At 61.0% G+C, this 14,624-nt stretch carries 17 protein-coding genes; 6 read left to right on the forward strand and 11 right to left on the reverse strand.

Annotated elements, in window-relative coordinates; all coding sequences use genetic code 11:
- Nucleotides 1-609 (forward strand): helix-turn-helix domain-containing protein (locus ABI213_RS02710; protein WP_348026020.1); only part of this gene is annotated, 609 nt, incomplete at its 5' end.
- Nucleotides 610-716: 107 nt separating this feature from the next.
- Here ABI213_RS02710 and map read toward each other — a convergent pair.
- The 4 genes from map to ABI213_RS02730 all read right to left on the reverse strand — a co-directional run bounded on the left by map (nt 717) and on the right by ABI213_RS02730 (nt 3,489).
- Nucleotides 717-1,508, reverse strand: coding sequence for a type I methionyl aminopeptidase (gene map / locus ABI213_RS02715; protein WP_348005307.1), 792 nt, complete (start codon nt 1,506-1,508; stop codon nt 717-719).
- Nucleotides 1,505-1,729, reverse strand: a complete 225-nt coding sequence (locus ABI213_RS02720) for a ParD-like family protein (RefSeq protein ID WP_348005306.1) — start codon at nt 1,727-1,729, stop codon at nt 1,505-1,507. The genes map and ABI213_RS02720 overlap by 4 nt, the downstream gene beginning before the upstream one ends.
- 64 nt (nt 1,730-1,793) lie before the next feature.
- Nucleotides 1,794-3,245, reverse strand: coding sequence for a SulP family inorganic anion transporter (locus ABI213_RS02725; RefSeq protein WP_348005305.1), 1,452 nt, complete (start codon nt 3,243-3,245; stop codon nt 1,794-1,796).
- A gap of 100 nt (nt 3,246-3,345) precedes the next feature.
- Nucleotides 3,346-3,489: a hypothetical protein gene (locus ABI213_RS02730; protein WP_348005304.1), complete on the reverse strand. Its 144-nt coding sequence runs from the start codon at nt 3,487-3,489 to the stop codon at nt 3,346-3,348.
- A 167-nt stretch (nt 3,490-3,656) separates the two neighbouring features.
- Here ABI213_RS02730 and ABI213_RS02735 point away from each other — a divergent pair, with 167 nt between their 5' ends.
- On the forward strand, nt 3,657-4,097 hold the full coding sequence (locus ABI213_RS02735; protein WP_348005303.1) for a hypothetical protein: 441 nt from the start codon (nt 3,657-3,659) through the stop codon (nt 4,095-4,097).
- Nucleotides 4,098-4,515: 418 nt separating this feature from the next.
- Nucleotides 4,516-4,782, forward strand: coding sequence for a hypothetical protein (locus ABI213_RS02740; RefSeq protein WP_348014757.1), 267 nt, complete (start codon nt 4,516-4,518; stop codon nt 4,780-4,782).
- 112 nt (nt 4,783-4,894) lie between these two features.
- On the opposite strand, the gene ABI213_RS02745 is transcribed toward ABI213_RS02740, so the two are convergent.
- Nucleotides 4,895-5,479, reverse strand: coding sequence for a YdeI/OmpD-associated family protein (locus tag ABI213_RS02745; protein WP_348014758.1), 585 nt, complete (start codon nt 5,477-5,479; stop codon nt 4,895-4,897).
- A 271-nt stretch (nt 5,480-5,750) separates the two neighbouring features.
- Here ABI213_RS02745 and ABI213_RS02750 point away from each other — a divergent pair, with 271 nt between their 5' ends.
- Nucleotides 5,751-5,909 (forward strand): hypothetical protein, encoded by a 159-nt coding sequence (locus ABI213_RS02750; RefSeq protein ID WP_348014759.1) that lies wholly within the window; start codon nt 5,751-5,753, stop codon nt 5,907-5,909.
- Between the two features lie 101 nt (nt 5,910-6,010).
- On the opposite strand, the gene ABI213_RS02755 is transcribed toward ABI213_RS02750, so the two are convergent.
- A complete protein-coding gene (locus tag ABI213_RS02755) occupies nt 6,011-7,780 on the reverse strand; it encodes a methyl-accepting chemotaxis protein (protein ID WP_348014760.1) in 1,770 nt (589 codons plus the stop codon).
- A gap of 519 nt (nt 7,781-8,299) precedes the next feature.
- Here ABI213_RS02755 and ABI213_RS02760 point away from each other — a divergent pair.
- Both ABI213_RS02760 and ABI213_RS02765 read left to right on the forward strand, forming a co-directional pair.
- Nucleotides 8,300-10,462, forward strand: coding sequence for a PAS domain-containing protein (locus ABI213_RS02760; protein ID WP_348014761.1), 2,163 nt, complete (start codon nt 8,300-8,302; stop codon nt 10,460-10,462).
- Between the two features lie 4 nt (nt 10,463-10,466).
- The gene (locus tag ABI213_RS02765) at nt 10,467-11,072 is read left to right on the forward strand and encodes a response regulator (RefSeq protein ID WP_348026022.1); all 606 of its coding nucleotides are present in this window, start codon (nt 10,467-10,469) and stop codon (nt 11,070-11,072) included.
- 179 nt (nt 11,073-11,251) lie between these two features.
- Here ABI213_RS02765 and ABI213_RS02770 read toward each other — a convergent pair whose 3' ends face one another.
- From ABI213_RS02770 to ABI213_RS02790, 5 genes are all read right to left on the reverse strand, one after another.
- Nucleotides 11,252-11,665, reverse strand: coding sequence for a hypothetical protein (locus ABI213_RS02770; RefSeq protein WP_348014763.1), 414 nt, complete (start codon nt 11,663-11,665; stop codon nt 11,252-11,254).
- A gap of 13 nt (nt 11,666-11,678) precedes the next feature.
- Complete coding sequence (locus ABI213_RS02775) at nt 11,679-12,479, reverse strand: heme ABC transporter ATP-binding protein (protein ID WP_348014764.1); 801 nt, start codon at nt 12,477-12,479, stop codon at nt 11,679-11,681.
- Nucleotides 12,476-13,522, reverse strand: a complete 1,047-nt coding sequence (locus ABI213_RS02780) for an iron ABC transporter permease (protein WP_348026024.1) — start codon at nt 13,520-13,522, stop codon at nt 12,476-12,478. Before ABI213_RS02780 ends, ABI213_RS02775 begins: the two co-directional genes overlap by 4 nt.
- Nucleotides 13,519-14,379 (reverse strand): ABC transporter substrate-binding protein, encoded by an 861-nt coding sequence (locus ABI213_RS02785; RefSeq protein WP_348026026.1) that lies wholly within the window; start codon nt 14,377-14,379, stop codon nt 13,519-13,521. Before ABI213_RS02785 ends, ABI213_RS02780 begins: the two co-directional genes overlap by 4 nt.
- On the reverse strand, nt 14,376-14,624 hold a 249-nt coding region (locus ABI213_RS02790), incomplete at its 5' end, for a ChuX/HutX family heme-like substrate-binding protein (protein WP_348026028.1). The genes ABI213_RS02785 and ABI213_RS02790, both read right to left, overlap by 4 nt.

Below are 14,624 nucleotides of genomic sequence, written 5' to 3' on the forward strand. Positions count from 1 at the left end.
ACCAGCACCGAACTCTCGGTGGTCGCCGAAGTGAGCCCCTCCACCGCCAGCGCCCATCTGGCGCGGCTTACCGAGCAGCAGCTCATCACCCTGGTGAGCCAGGGCAAGCACCGCTACTTTCGGTTGGCCAGCCCCCAGGTGGGCACCGCCCTGGAAGCCTTGCTGGTGCTGGCAGGCCAGCCCCGCAGCCAATTCGTGCCGTCTACCCCCGGCAGGCTGCGCCAGGCCCGCACCTGCTACGACCACATGGCCGGCGCTTTGGCCGTGGCCATGGGCGACCGCATTCTGGCGCATGGATGGCTGGTGCCGTTGGCCACCGACACCAGCAGCTACGCCTTGTCGCCCAGCGGAGAAACGGCATTCGCGCACTTGGGGATTGATGTGGCAGCCCTGCGCACCCTGCGTCGGCGGTTTGCCTGCACCTGCCTGGATTGGAGCGAACGCAAACCGCATATCGGTGGCGCCGTGGGCGCGGCCCTGCTGCAACTCTGCCTGCAACGCGCGTGGGTGGTGCAAGACCTGGACAGCCGGGCGCTGCAGACCACGGCACTCGGGCAACGGCAGCTACCGGCGCTGTTTGACCTGCCAGAGGTTGCGCTACAGGGTTAAAAGCTGCCGGGCCATTCTGCTACATTTTATGCAGCACCCATCGCAGGTAGCGCCTGCGCTAACGGCCAAAATGACCAGAAACTCAGCCTACCCCAGACGTACCACCGTCAAATAGCGCTGTAAGTCCCCAGGCCGTCCGGCCACGGTGTCAGCACCTCGAAGCCGGTGTCGGTCACGGCCACCATGTGCTCCCATTGGGCCGAGAGCGAATGGTCTTTGGTGACCACGGTCCAGCCATCGGGCAGCTCTTTGGTGTCGCGTTTGCCTGCGTTGACCATTGGCTCGATGGTGAAAATCATGCCCGTCTGCAGCCGCAGCCCTTCGCCGCGCCGGCCGTAGTGCAGCACCTGCGGGGTGTCATGGTAGATCTGCCCGATGCCGTGGCCGCAGTACTCGCGCACCACGCTGAAATGCGCACTGTGCGCCACGCTCTGGATCGCGTGGCCCACGTCGCCCAGGGTTGCGCCCGGCTTCACCTGCTGGATGCCCGCGCGCATAGCCTCGTAGGTGGTTTCCACCAGGCGCTTGGCCAGCGGACTGGGTTCGCCCACAAAGTACATGCGGCTGCAGTCGCCAAACCAGCCATCTTTGATGATGGCCACGTCGATGTTGATGATGTCGCCGCGCTTGAGCACCTTGGCCGACGGTATGCCGTGGCAGATCACGTGGTTGACCGAGGTGCACACCGTCTTGGGGAAGCCGTGGTAGCCGATGTTGGCGGGAATGGCATCCAGTACATCCACGATGTAGTCGTGGCAAATCTGGTCCAGCGCTTCGGTGCTGATGCCCGCCGTGACGTGCGGCGTAATCATGTGCAGCACTGAGGCCGCCAGGTGCCCGGCGCGGCGGGCCATGGCGACTTCTTCCGGGCTGCGGATGGTGACAGTTTCGCCGTTCATGCCCGCGCCCTTTGCGGTAAAGCAATGACTTGCGCCTCGGCCTGGATTTCATCCTGGATCAGCAGGCGGCACAGCTCGCCGTACTTCAGCTCGGGGTGCAGCTCGCACATCATGCCGATGCGCAGCCAGTGCTCGGCCTGCGCGTTGATGGAGCGGTTCAAAGCGCCACTGGCGACCCGCACGTTGGCGTGCATCGGTTCTGAAATTTTGACAAGGCCCAAGATGAACTCCAATATACGAAACGACTATGTTTCGTATATTCTAATGCCTGCTCGGCAGTAACGCCTATTCCATGCCCAGGTCCAGCTTGGCCACCAGCGCGCGGCTGGCATCGTTCATGCCCACCAGCTCCACCACGCTGCCATGCTTGCGCAGCCGCTGGCAAATCTTGTCCAGTGCGGTCACTGCCGTGATGTCCCAAAAGTGGGCCTGCGCCAGGTCGATGGTGACGCGGCGGCCCTGCACTTCCCGCACGTCGAACGCGTCCACCAGCAGGTCTGCGGAGGCAAAAAACACCTGCCCGGTCACCCGGTAGGTCAGCGCGCCCTCCCCGCTCTGGGTCACCGCCAGCAGCCGCGACACCTTGAAGGTAAAAAACACCCCGCTCAGCAGCACGCCCACCGCCACCCCGGCCGCCAGGTTATCGGTGGCCACCGTCACCACCACCGTCGCCAGCATCACCAGGCTGGACAGCTTGGGATGGCGCAGCAGCGCCCGCGCAGAGCCCCAATCCAGCGTAGAAGCCGACACCATCACCATGATGGCCACCAGCGCCGCCACCGGCACCTGCGCCACCCAGGGCTTGAGCAGCACCATCAGCACCAACAAAAACACCCCCGCAAACAGGGTAGACAGCCGCCCCCGGCCGCCGTAGCGCACGTTGCCCACCGTCTGGCCAATCATTCCGCACCCAGCAATGCCGCCGAACAGGCTGGCCGCCACATTGGCCATGCCCAACCCGCTGCACTCCCGGTTTTTGCCGCTGGGCGTGTCGGTGAGCTCATCCACCACGCTGGCCGTCATCAGCGACTCCAGCAGGCCCACCATGGCGATGGCAAACGCAGGCAGCGCGATGAGGCGCAGCGTCTCCAGGGAGAACGGCACCGACGGCAGTGCAAACACCGGCAAGGCGTCCGGCAACAGACCCAGATCGGCCACCGTCTTCAGCGGCAGGCCCATCCAGTGCCCAACCAGCGTCAGCACCACGATACACACCAGCGGCGATGGCACCACCGTGGTGATGCGCGGCAGCCCGTAAATCACCAGCAGCCCCAGCCCCAGCATGGCCCAGGTGGCCGCGTTGGCGCCGATCAGGTGCGGCATCTGCGCCGAGAAAATCAGAATCGCCAGCGCATTCACAAAGCCGGTGCGCACCGAGCCCGACACAAACCGCAGCAAAACCCCCAGCCGCAGCCAGCCAAACAGGATTTGCACCGCCCCGGCCAGCAGGCCCGCCGCCAACAGGTACTGCACCCCGTGCGCGTGCACCAGCGGTGCGGCCACCAAGGCCACCGACCCGGCCGCCGCCGACACCATCGCAGGCCGCCCGCCCACGAAAGCAATCACGATGCTGATCACGAACGAGGCGAACAGCCCGACCGCCGGGTCCACCCCGGCCACAAAAGAAAAGGCGATGACTTCCGGGATCAGGGCGAAAGTCGCCACCGCGCCGGCCATCAGCTCACGCGGAATATGGGGCGCCCACTCGGCGCGGAAAGGATGGAGATATTTGGACATGGCAGAACTAGCCCCCCGCAGGGAGCGCATCAAAGGATGGGAATGGGTAAGGCACGGGAATGAAAAACCCCGTGCCAGGTGAGCAAATGGGTCCGGCCTTTTAAGGCGGAGTGAGGCGAGAACAGCCCGACTGCCGACTGTACGCATCCCGCCGGATGCGGGCCAGTGTGAAGCTTTGAAACCGGGCCGCCATGCACGGGCCCACGCGCTGGGCGCGGTGGGAATGGCGGGTGGTCAAGGGCATGGGGGAGATTGTAGAAGGTGGGGTTGGCGAGGTGGGTGACCTATATGCCATGTCAGCTTTGGGCCCATTGCGGTCTTTGAGGTTGCCTAAAAACCGATACGGGCGGTTAACCGATACCGACCTCTTTAGACGCTCTAACATTCGCACATCACAAACAGCGGGACACCATGAGGCTCAAAAATTTTCCTATTGCATGGCGGTGGACCGATGCGAAATATGCTCTGCTGCCGGAGGATATCTTGGCGCGGATTGAGCCGCAGATGTTGCCAGTGGCTAAGAAGCTGTTTCATCAATCGGTTGCATTTAATGATGCGGATGGCTTGAGTGAACGAATATTTTCAGTCGACCAGATTGGTACGCGCTCCACTGCCTCAGCGTATGTAACCAACTGGTTGCTCTCCTGTCACGATAACAAAGAGACTTGCGTTTACCTCTCATGGCAGTCAGACCTTGCAATATCAACCACCTGGGGAATATTCACGCACTACTGGGAAGCGTTTTGCTACCCGGCTTCTGATGACCTAAATGTGTGGTCTGAGGCGCATGACTGGATGGTTTTCTACCATCATGAAGAGTTAATGCAGTTCGGCAGGCGTTTAGCGGGCTAAGTCTGCTCCTTGCCGCTTGCAGCTATCGCAGCAGAGAGGCTAGAAATATATCGTCAATGTGGCCAAAAACGGATCACGCTCATTGGTAGGCCGACCGCCAAAGCTGCAGCTATCCACCACTTTGTGTCTCTATATAAACGAGCGGCTTCTTTATCTCCGTTTTTCGCAAGTTGGATCAACTGGTCAGTTGTAAGGTTGCCGTGACGCTTCAACAATTGAAGCTTCCGTGGCAACAAACACACCACGCCCACAACCAGCAAAATTATGAAAAGAATAGCTAACATGAAAGCGACAGTCCGATGTGACGTGGAGGTGTTTGGTAAATGTCCAAAAATGGCCTATTTCAGTCATGCTACCAGCTACTCCATAAGGCCCGCTGCGGCCTTTCGCTATGCATCAAAGCTAGCCAAACCACCATTTGGCCGCAGAAAATAGCGCTTTAACCCACGAGGTCCTTGTGAATCCATCCGCTCCCCACGCTGAACTTATCGCCACCTTCCGCAGAGCCGAAGCCGATGCGGCCCACAAATTTGGACTCATCCAAGTGGTAGCCAAAAAAGGGCCTACGGCTATTAAAGCGGCGATTGACACCGCTGCAAAGGCGGCAAAACGCCGGGATGCGTATGCCAAAAAGCTGGCTGCGCTGGGGGTGGATTTCAAGGATGGAGAGCAGGCGGTGCAGTGACGGGCCAAACCGTCACCTGCTATTTTTAAAATAGCTACCCGCGCAGGTGGAATATGCGTTAGAGGCCTAAAAGCCTTATACCCCACCAGGCGGAAGCAGCGACCTCTGCACCCTACCGCAGCCGCAGCCCCGCAGCGCTGGCCTCGACCAGCTTCTGCAAGCGCGCGCTGCGCGTCTCGGGTTTCTTGGCGCTGCACACCCAATGCAGCAGCCTCTTTTGGTAACCGGGCGGCGTGGCGGCGAAGAACTGCCAGGCCGCTGGCTGGCGCTGAAAAGCCGTCAACTCGTCGGCAGACAGCGCGGCGGGCACGGCGCGCTCGTGGGAATACACGGCCGACCTGGCCTCGGTGCGGCGGGCCAAGGCCTGGGCTCCGGCGGCGGTCATCCGCCCTGCTGCCTGGAGCTGCGCGCACTTGGCGATGTTGGCGGCGCTCCAGATGGAGGTGGGCTTGCGGGGGGTGAAGCGGATGGAATATGCCGCGTCGTCGATGCGGCGGCGCACACCGTCGATCCAGCCAAAGCACAGGGCCTCGTCTACCGACTCGGACCAGGTCATGCTGGGTGTGCCGCTGCCGACCTTGTGGTAGCCGACGAGGAGCTCGGTGGCGGTGCTGGCGTGGGTGAACAGCCATTGGCGGAAGGCGGCAGGGTTGGGGAAGAAGGTGGCGGCCATCAGGCAACCATAACCGATGCACATCCAGATCTGGGATCACAGGGAAGCCCAACCCGGCGTGTTCGCCCCGCCTGCAGCAGGCACAAATTGCTACCGTTTTTATAGTAAAAAAACAGGAGCTACTAGCACTGGTTAAATCTGCACAAACCGCCATTTTTATACCTAAAAAAAGCCCTTAAAACCGATACCCCCCCTAGCGAAGGAGGTGCATAGGCTACCCTCGGCCGTCCGGCAGCCCCTCCGCCGCCACACGCAACCCATCAGGCCGATAGCAGTTTGAGCAAGTTGTTGGGCTGTGAACGCCCGCTTGTTCCGCCTGCACAGCCCCCTACACCGCCAGCGCGAGAACCACGACGAGCACGCAGAAATCGTCCAAGCCCTGCGCGCCAGCGCCTTGATGAGGGAGCATTTGCGGAATCTGCAAGAAGACGTCAAGCGCGCACTGACCAATTGATTTGCTATTGAATGTGCAGCTGCTTGCGCAGGCGGATATTGCGTTGGAGGCCCGTGGCGACAAAGCGCAGTGGCCATCCAAATCGCTATCGAGATTTCAGCTTAGAAACTGGCCCAACCATCCGATCCTGTCTTGACGGCTGGCTTAGCGCCCGCCGTCTGAAGTCCGATTTTCTTAGTCGGCGTGGCAGAAGCCTTGCCAAAGGACGGGCGAGCCACGTTGATTGCCCGATGAGGTCCACGTCGTTCAGTCGATACTTGGCGATCATTTTCTACGACGTTTACCGAACCGTGGTGTTTGCCAGCGTCGAGCTTGAACACTGCCACTGCCGCCAATAGTTGTTGTGCCTGCGTGCTCAGGCTGTTTGCCGCAGCTGCACTCTCTTCCACCAAGGCAGCGTTCTGCTGCGTCACTTGGTCCATCTGGATAATCGCTTCGCCGACCTGGGCTACGCCCTGGCTTTGTTCGCCGCTGGCAGCACTGACTTCGCCAATGATGTCCGTAACCCGTCGAATGGCACTGACCACCTCGGTCATGGTGTTGCCGGCCTTCGCTACCAGGATGGTGCCCTGGTCCACCTGGCTCACGCTGTTATCAATCAAAACCTTGATTTCCTTGGCTGCGGTAGCACTGCGCTGGGCCAGGTTGCGAACCTCGCTGGCCACCACGGCAAAACCCCTCCCCTGCTCGCCGGCACGGGCGGCTTCCACCGCGGCGTTCAGGGCCAGGATGTTGGTCTGGAAGGCGATCCCGTCGATGACGCTGATGATGTCGGAGATCTTCTTGCTACTGTCGTTGATGCCCTTCATGGTTTCAACCACTTGCCCCACGACATCACCGCCCTCGACGGCAACAGTGGACGCATTGACGGCCAGCTGGTTAGCTTGGCGGGCGTTGTCGGCGTTGTGCTTGACAGTGCTGGACAGCTCTTCCATGGAGGCGGCGGTTTCTTCCAGGGCACTGGCTTGCTGTTCGGTACGGCCAGACAAATCGCTATTGCCCTGGGCAATCTCAGCGCTGGCGGTAGAGACACTTTCTGCGCTTTGGCGAACATTGGTTACCACACTGGACAAACTGCTTTGCATGGCCTTGAGCTGGGCCATCAGGCTTTCGCTGTCGCCCGGCCTGACGGAAATCGGCATGCTCAGATCGCCCTGGGCTACCGCACGTGCTACATCGGCAGCTACGCCGGGCTCGCCACCTAGGGAGCCCACGAGATTGCGCGTGATCAGGATGCCTAAAAATAGGGCTGCGGCTACTGCAATAGCGCTGGCGGTAATCAGCAGAAAACGCGCTTGCGCATAGTCGGCATTGGCCGATGCCACCCTGGCTTCACCCTCTTTCACGCTGAAATCTTGGTATGCACGGCTGGCCTTAATGAGCGCCGCCAGCAGGGGGCGGCAGTCTTTGTTGATTTTTGCGATGGCCTCGTCCTTCTTGCCATCCAGTGCCAACTTCACAATGTCCAGTGCGACGGGGCCATAGGCCGCTTCGATTTTGTCGATGTCTTCGACGAGGCGGCGCTCTTCCACCGTAGCCTGCGGATCGCTCTTCACGCTGCCGTTTAATTTTTCCAAGGCTGCCTGGGCTGCCTGGTGGGCTTCGTTCACAGCGGCTTTCTCGACCGCTAGGTCTTCCGGGGTGGTCACTAGCACCAGATTGCGTGCAGCAATCGCACGGCGGTTCACAGATACCCGTACATCGACTGCCATATGCTCTTGTGCGATGGCACCTTGGTGGTACTCAGAGAGGTTGCGATTGATACCGCTTAGCGCAGTTATGGCTGCTGATGACACAGCTATGACCAACACCGCCAGCAGTCCGAATGCAAAGGTCAACTGCCCTTTGACGGTGAAATTCTTGAAGTTCATTGGAGTGCCTCTTTGAGGTGAAATCTTGAAGGGGTTTTAGGCAAGCGCGGAGATGCGCACAAAGGGCTCGTGATCGCCCAGGTCGGACTCGTTGTCCGTCAGAATGGATTTAGGCGCAGCTACGGCGCTTTACTGCGTCGAGAGCGGTGTGAACGTGTTTTAACGAAGGGCTTCCCCATACGACAGGTGTGATCTGGCGCGGACGGGGGCAAGCAACCAAGGATGGTTGGCTTATATGCAAGAGTGGAGGCTAGGAAACCCTGCGCGCCTGCATCCATTTTCTGAATTGAATGTATTGCCATCTTCTCGTTGCCACCGTTTGAGTGGCATTCCAAAAATTGCAAGGCGGGTGCAGGGCCTTATGCGTTTCGACGCCATGTGCTGGGGCGTACGAAACATTTGGTTACTGTAGCATGCCATCGCCTCGGGTAGTGCGTCATCCCTCACAAACATGGCTAAAGATAATTCGCTTCCTTGGCTGGCTAATCTGATAATTCGGCCTCTGCTTTCATGGGTGTCATGACTTCCCAACATATCCCCCTGCGTTCCGACCCGCTGCATCAGCACGATGCGCTGCTTGAGGTCTTCGCGAACTTTGGCGAAGGCGCAGCGGTGTTCAATGGGGACTGTCGTCTGGTCAGCATCAGCGCCCGAGCCCTTGAGCTGTCGGGTTTGACTGCTGAGCAGGCCATACCCGGTATGCACTTACGGGATATGTTCGTGTTGCGGGCGGAGGCTGGAGAGTTCGGCCTGTGTGATGCGCAGCTGGAGGCGGACCGCCGCATGACCGAGCTCCGCTACGCACACCCTGAGACCTATGAATGCACCCGGTCAAATGGTTCGGTGATTGCCATCAAGCGCAGCCCGTTGCATGGCGGTGGCTTCTTAACCATTTACATAGATATCACTGACCGCGTGCGAACCAAACAAGAGTTACGCACTTTCAAGTTCACAGTGGACTCCATCACCGACATGGTGAGCGTGGTTGATTTGCAGCAGCGCTATGTGATGGTCAACGATGCATGGTGCCTGGCCACTGGTCTGAGGCGCGAGCAGGTACTTGGATGCCGAACAACCGAGGTTCCGATTCATTTATTCAATCAAGAGCTTCAGGATGCTTTTTTACGTTGCCTGGCGACGCGGCAGCCGCAGTTGGCAAACGTAGAGACACTCCTAAGTGGCCAGAGTCTGCGCAACTTGGAGACACGCTGTTATGCCTACGCGGGTGAAGCCGGTGGGCTGCTAGGCGTGGTCTTTGTGTCCCGTGACGTGACTGAAATACGTCGGAGCGAACGGCTGGCGCGTGAGCAAGAACGCTTAATTTCCACCGTGGCAAATAGTTTGCCAGGCATGGTGGGCTATTGGACGCGTGATCTGCGTTGCGGGTTCTCCAACGCACAGTACCAAGTTTGGTTCGGCCGTAGCGAAGAGCAGATGCGCGGTATCTCCATGCAGGAGCTGATGGGCCCGGAGTTGTTTGCCAAGAATGAGGTCTATATACGTGCAGCACTGCGCGGTGAAGACCAGCAATTCGAGCGCACCCTGGTAAAAGCGAATGGTGAAACGGGCTATACGTGGGCCCAGTACATTGCGGACCGCGTAGATGGCGAGGTGCGCGGCTTTTTCGTACTGGTCTCAGACATCACACCGCTCAAGCAAAGTCAATTCGAATTGGAAAGAGTCAACGCGGCGATTCGCATTTCTGCCGTGGCGTTTGAGGGGCAGGAAGGCATCATGGTGATGGACGATCAGCGCCTGGTGTTACAGGTCAACGCTGCATTTACCCGTATCACAGGATTTGTGGCTGGCGATCTTTTGGGCAAGCGTGCGTTTCCGCTCCGTTCCAGCCGGTACCAAGATGCTGTCTACGAGGATATTGTTTCGCGGGTTCAAGCTACGGGCAGTTGGGAGGGGGAACTTTGGTGCAAGCATGCGGCAGGGTATGAATTCCCTGCGTCACTAACCATTACTGCCGTAGCGGATGTACAGGGAGCTCTTGCCAATTATGTGCTCACCTTCATTGATATTTCGGACCGGTACCGTCGGGATGAGCAGCGCCGCCAGGACGAGGCGGTCCAACGTGCAGCGCTGGTGCGTGAGGTACACCATCGCATCAAGAACAACCTGCAAGGCATTACCGGCCTGCTACGCCAGTTTGGGCAACAGCACCCCGAAACAGCTTTGGTATTGAACCAGGCCATCGGCCAAATCAAGAGCATTGCGACCATCCATGGCTTGCAAGGGCAAGACAACAAGGGCAGGGTTTCTGTGGGTGGTTTGATGCGTGCCATCGTTGCGCAGGTAAGGGATATTTGGCGGGTGCCTGTGGAGATGGCCGAGAGTCCCAGCGCAGCCGATTTTTTTATTGTCGATGAAGAGGCTGTACCGGTGGCCATGATATTGAACGAGATGCTTTTCAACTCCGTCAAGCATTGCGACACAAACCGCCCTGGCGTGTGCGTTCGCCTGGTACAGGACGCGCTGCAACGCAGCGCAAGCGTACGCATCACCAATAACGTGACGTCAGGTTTGCCGGTTGCACGGGACCCTCTGTCAGGTTCAGGCCAGCAATTGATGGCCCACTTGATGCCTAGCTCAGGTGCCCAGCTGAATGTCGAGCACATGAACGACACGATGGTGGTTGAGCTGCTGCTAAATGCGCCTGTACTTGTATTGAACTAACTGAATGATTGCGATGGCCGACAGAAAGACCCCGCACATACTCATGGTGGACGACGACCGGCTGGTGCTTGCTACGCTGTCTGCCAGCGTGGCGAGAGCGGGTTATGCGGTCAGCATTGCCAAGAGCGCAGAAGAGGCAGAGGAAATGCTTGCCGGTGGCTGTCACCCAGATATGGTCATACTGGATGTGCGCATGCCTGGGCAGAGCGGTTTGTTCCTGGCGGAGCGACTGCGCGAACTGGACCACATACCCTTTTTAATGCTCAGTGCATACAGCGATGAGCAGACGGTGCAGCAAGCGATTGAACAAGGGGCCTTGGCCTTCTTGGTAAAACCCATAGACGAGGCCCAATTGTTCCCCGCCATCGGGGCTGCTTTGGCGCGTGCGAACGAGCTCAATACGCTACGCAGCACGCGCAAGCAGTTGCAAGATGCATTGGACAACGAGCGCAGTATCAGTGTCGCGGTGGGTATCACCATGGTGCAGTACCGCTTGGCTCGCCAGCCAGCCTTCGAGCAATTGCGACGAGCCGCCCGTTCCAGAAGCATGCGGTTGGTTGACCTAGCCGCCCAAATTGTGAATGGCTGCGAAGCGATGTCTGCCGGCTAGAAGCCCGCTTGAACGTCGACCTCAACCGAAACTCGCCTACGTGGCTGGACGATGGATCAAATATTCATGGTGATATGCATTATCAGCAATAGCGATGGTGTCAAATACCAGCACAGGCTCTGTAGGTTTGTTCATTGCAGAAATGCTATTTTTTCAATAACCTCCTACGCAATATTTATCTAGCGCGGTATTTCCACCTTCTCGCTGTCCATGGTGCAGCTCTTCCCAGTGCGCCGGCAATGGTCCTCATCCCGCCAGTACCCCCCATGGCTCACACAGCCGGTTTGGCAAATCACCAGATCCGCCGCAGCTTGATGGGCTTCTAAATCTTCTACCGGATCCGGCTCCAACTGCACCAGCGTCTCCCGTAGCCAGGCCAGCATGGTGTCGCGCACGATCACGCGGGCGCGGATACGCATGATTTGGGCTTGCAGGGTGGAGATTTTCTGCGCGTGGTCGCTAACCAACGCCGACACGCGGGCCTGGGCGCTGGCCAGCATGCGCACCAGGGCGGCGTGTTCGCAGGCCACGTCGGACGTGGCCTGGGGTGGGAGTTTGCGTATGAGATGGATACGGGCTTCTTGGACCAACATCAGCGTCTCCTTTTCAGGCCATGAGTAATTGCAGGCTGCCGTCGGCATCGCGGACCGGGTGCACATCGACCTGCCAGATGCGGCGCACGGTGTCGGCACTCAACACCTGGGCCGGAGGGCCATCGGCCTGCACCTTGCCGTCTTGCAGCAACAGCACCTGGTCGGCGTAGCGCAGGGCCAGGTTCAGGTCGTGCAGAACGGCCACCACGCCCACGCCGTGGTCCACCGCCCAGCGGCGCGCCAGGCGCAATACCGCGTGCTGGTGGTGCAGGTCCAGCGCGGCGGTGGGCTCGTCCAGCAGCAGCCAGCGGCTCTGGCCGTCGGGGACGGGCTCCCAGATTTGCGCCAGCACACGGGCCAGCTGGGCTCGGGCGCGTTCGCCGCCGCTCAAGGTATTGAGTACGCGCTGCGCCAGGGCCTGCACGCCGGTGGCCTGCATGGCGCGCTGCACGATCTCGGCTTCACTGGGCCCGGGTGGCTGGCTGGGCTGCTGGCGGTGCGGGTAACGGCCTAGCTCCACCACGTCTTGCACGGTGTAGTCAAACGCCACCGAAAGGTCTTGCGGCAGCAAGGCTCGGCGCCGCGCCATCCGCAGCGGCGGATAAGCCTCCAAAGCCTGGCCGTCGAGTTGCACCCTGCCCTGGCTGGGCTTGCGCTGGCCGCACAGCAGCGACAGCAAGGTGGACTTGCCCGCGCCATTCGGCCCGAGGATGGCGGTGAACTGGCCCGCGGCAAAGCGCGCCGACACCGACTGCAGCAAGGTGGCGCTGCCGACGCTGCAACCCGCGGCCTGGGTTTCCAGAGTGGCACTCATACCCGTCCCTTGAACTGGCGCAGCAGCAACAAAAAGAACGGCACGCCGACGAAGGCGGTCAACACGCCCAGCGGCAGTTCGGCAGGCTGCACCGCGGTGCGCGCCACGCTGTCGGCCAGCAGCACCAGTGCCGCACCCAACATGGCCGAGCCCGGCAGCACGATACGGTGGTCCGGCCCCGCGACCAGGCGCACGCAATGCGGAGCCAGCAGACCAACGAAGCCGATCATGCCGGTGGTGGCAGTAACGGCCCCCACCGCCAGCGCGGTGATGGCAATAGCGCGGCGCTTGGTGCGCTCCACATCCACCCCCAGCAGTGCCGCCTGGGCTTCACCCAATGCAATGGCATTTAAGGGCCTAGCGCAGGTAATACCTGCGGTGACAGCTATCAAAACAATAGTATCCACCAACAGCACCGCACTCCAGCGCGCACCGCCCAGGCTGCCCAGCAGCCAGAACTGGATACTGCGCAGCTGCTCGTCGCTGGCCAGAAAGGTCAGGTAGCCCAGCCCGGCCCCGGCCAGCGCGTTGATGGCCACGCCGGCCAGCATCATCAGGCCCACGCGGGTGCCGCCCTCGGACTGGGCCAGCAGGTAGATCAGCACCGTTACCGCCAGGCTGCCGGCGAATGCCATGACCACCAGGGTCCAGCTACCCAGGCTGCGCGGCAAATCGGGAAAATAGTGGCTGCCGAGCACGATGGTGATGCCCGCCGCCAGCGCGGCGCCACTGCTGACGCCGATCAGCCCCGGGTCGGCCAGCGGGTTGCGGAACAGGCCTTGCATCAGCGCGCCGGCCATGCCCAAGCCGGCACCCGCGGCCAGGCCCAGCAGCAGACGCGGCAGGCGGATGTTCAGAAACACCAGTTGCTCCGGCGAGCCATCGAGCCCACCCGAGGCTGCGGCCCACAGCGTCTTCAGGATATCCGCGAGGTCAATCGCATAGGCGCCGCGTGCGCTGGCAGTGAGCAGGCTCAGCAGCACCAGCGCGCTGCCCAGCAGCAGCACCTGCGGCCCGGCGAGTCGGCGGGTCTGCAGGTTCATGCCAAAACAATGCGTTGGTGCAAGGCACGCACCGTGCCCGGCATGCGCGGGCCAAAGCCCAGCAGTTCCAGTGCATCCAGCTGTACCAGGGCCTTGGTTTTGAACGCCGGGGTCAGCGCCAGCTCGGGGCGCGACCAGAACTTGTCCAGGCCGCCCTGCGCTTCAATGCCCTGGGTACTGGTCAGAATCAGGTCCGGCGCTGCAGCGGCCATGGCCTCGGCGGTCATGGGGCGATAGCCGTTGAAACCGGCCATCACGTTTTGCGCGCCGATAAAGCGCAGCATGGCATCGGCCGCGGTCTTCTCACCCGCCACCTGTACCGTGGAGGAATGCGACAGGATGAACAGCACTTTGGGCTTGCGCCCCGAGAACCGCGCCACCAGCTGCTGCGTGGCCGCCCAGTCGGCATCCAGCTTGGCCTGTAGCGCGCGGGCCTGGACTTCGCGGCCGGAGCCACGGCCCACGGCCTGCAGCTTGCGCTGCACCTCGGCCCAGCTGTGGTCTGCGGCGATCAGATCGACCTTCACGCCGGCGCTGCGCAACTGGTCCATCACTACCGGCGGGCCGGCCTCGGTAGTGCCGATCACGGCATCGGGCTTCAGGGCCAGCAGGCCCTCGGCCGACAAGCTGCGCATATAGCCGACCTTGGGCGTTTGCTGCGCGGCCAGCGGGTACAGACTGGTGGTGTCGGTGCCGACCAATTGGGCTTCGGCGCCGAGGGCGTAAACACATTCGGTGATAGCTCCGCCGACCGTCACCAGGCGCGGCAGCTTGGCCGTCTGGGCCCCGGCAAATGCAGGGGCAAGCGCGGCCCACCCCAGCACAGTACGGCGGCGCGGGAAATGCGTTTGGCTCATGCGGGTACCGCGTCCAAAGCAGGCAACTGGGCCACCAGGTCGCGCCAGCTTTGCCGCTCGGGCTGGCCGGGCTTGCGCGCACCGAAGAACATGGCCATCAGCTCGCCCGCGTGGTCAAAGACTTCCACCGAGGTGACCACGCCGTCGGCCGTAGGCTTCTCGACGCGCCAGACGTGGGCGATGGAGTCCTCGCGCAGGTGCAGGTTGAACGTGGGGTCGATGACGTTGAGCCACTGGACACCGCG

Origin of the sequence: Rhodoferax sp., from assembly GCF_039922535.1 — a bacterium.
In the GTDB taxonomy this organism is placed as follows: domain Bacteria; phylum Pseudomonadota; class Gammaproteobacteria; order Burkholderiales; family Burkholderiaceae_C; genus Rhodoferax_B.

Bases quoted from the DNA above. Each gene is read 5' to 3' on its own strand.
- ABI213_RS02765 (WP_348026022.1), top strand. From the start codon at position 10,467: ATGATTGCGATGGCCGACAGAAAGACCCCGCACATACTCATGGTGGAC.
- ABI213_RS02725 (WP_348005305.1), bottom strand. From the start codon at position 3,245: ATGTCCAAATATCTCCATCCTTTCCGCGCCGAGTGGGCGCCCCATATT.
- map (WP_348005307.1), bottom strand. From the start codon at position 1,508: ATGAACGGCGAAACTGTCACCATCCGCAGCCCGGAAGAAGTCGCCATG.
- ABI213_RS02745 (WP_348014758.1), bottom strand. From the start codon at position 5,479: ATGTGCATCGGTTATGGTTGCCTGATGGCCGCCACCTTCTTCCCCAAC.
- ABI213_RS02755 (WP_348014760.1), bottom strand. From the start codon at position 7,780: ATGAACTTCAAGAATTTCACCGTCAAAGGGCAGTTGACCTTTGCATTC.
- ABI213_RS02775 (WP_348014764.1), bottom strand. From the start codon at position 12,479: ATGAGTGCCACTCTGGAAACCCAGGCCGCGGGTTGCAGCGTCGGCAGC.
- ABI213_RS02760 (WP_348014761.1), top strand. From the start codon at position 8,300: ATGACTTCCCAACATATCCCCCTGCGTTCCGACCCGCTGCATCAGCAC.
- ABI213_RS02730 (WP_348005304.1), bottom strand. From the start codon at position 3,489: ATGCCCTTGACCACCCGCCATTCCCACCGCGCCCAGCGCGTGGGCCCG.
- ABI213_RS02785 (WP_348026026.1), bottom strand. From the start codon at position 14,379: ATGAGCCAAACGCATTTCCCGCGCCGCCGTACTGTGCTGGGGTGGGCC.
- ABI213_RS02735 (WP_348005303.1), top strand. From the start codon at position 3,657: ATGAGGCTCAAAAATTTTCCTATTGCATGGCGGTGGACCGATGCGAAA.
- ABI213_RS02770 (WP_348014763.1), bottom strand. From the start codon at position 11,665: ATGTTGGTCCAAGAAGCCCGTATCCATCTCATACGCAAACTCCCACCC.
- ABI213_RS02780 (WP_348026024.1), bottom strand. From the start codon at position 13,522: ATGAACCTGCAGACCCGCCGACTCGCCGGGCCGCAGGTGCTGCTGCTG.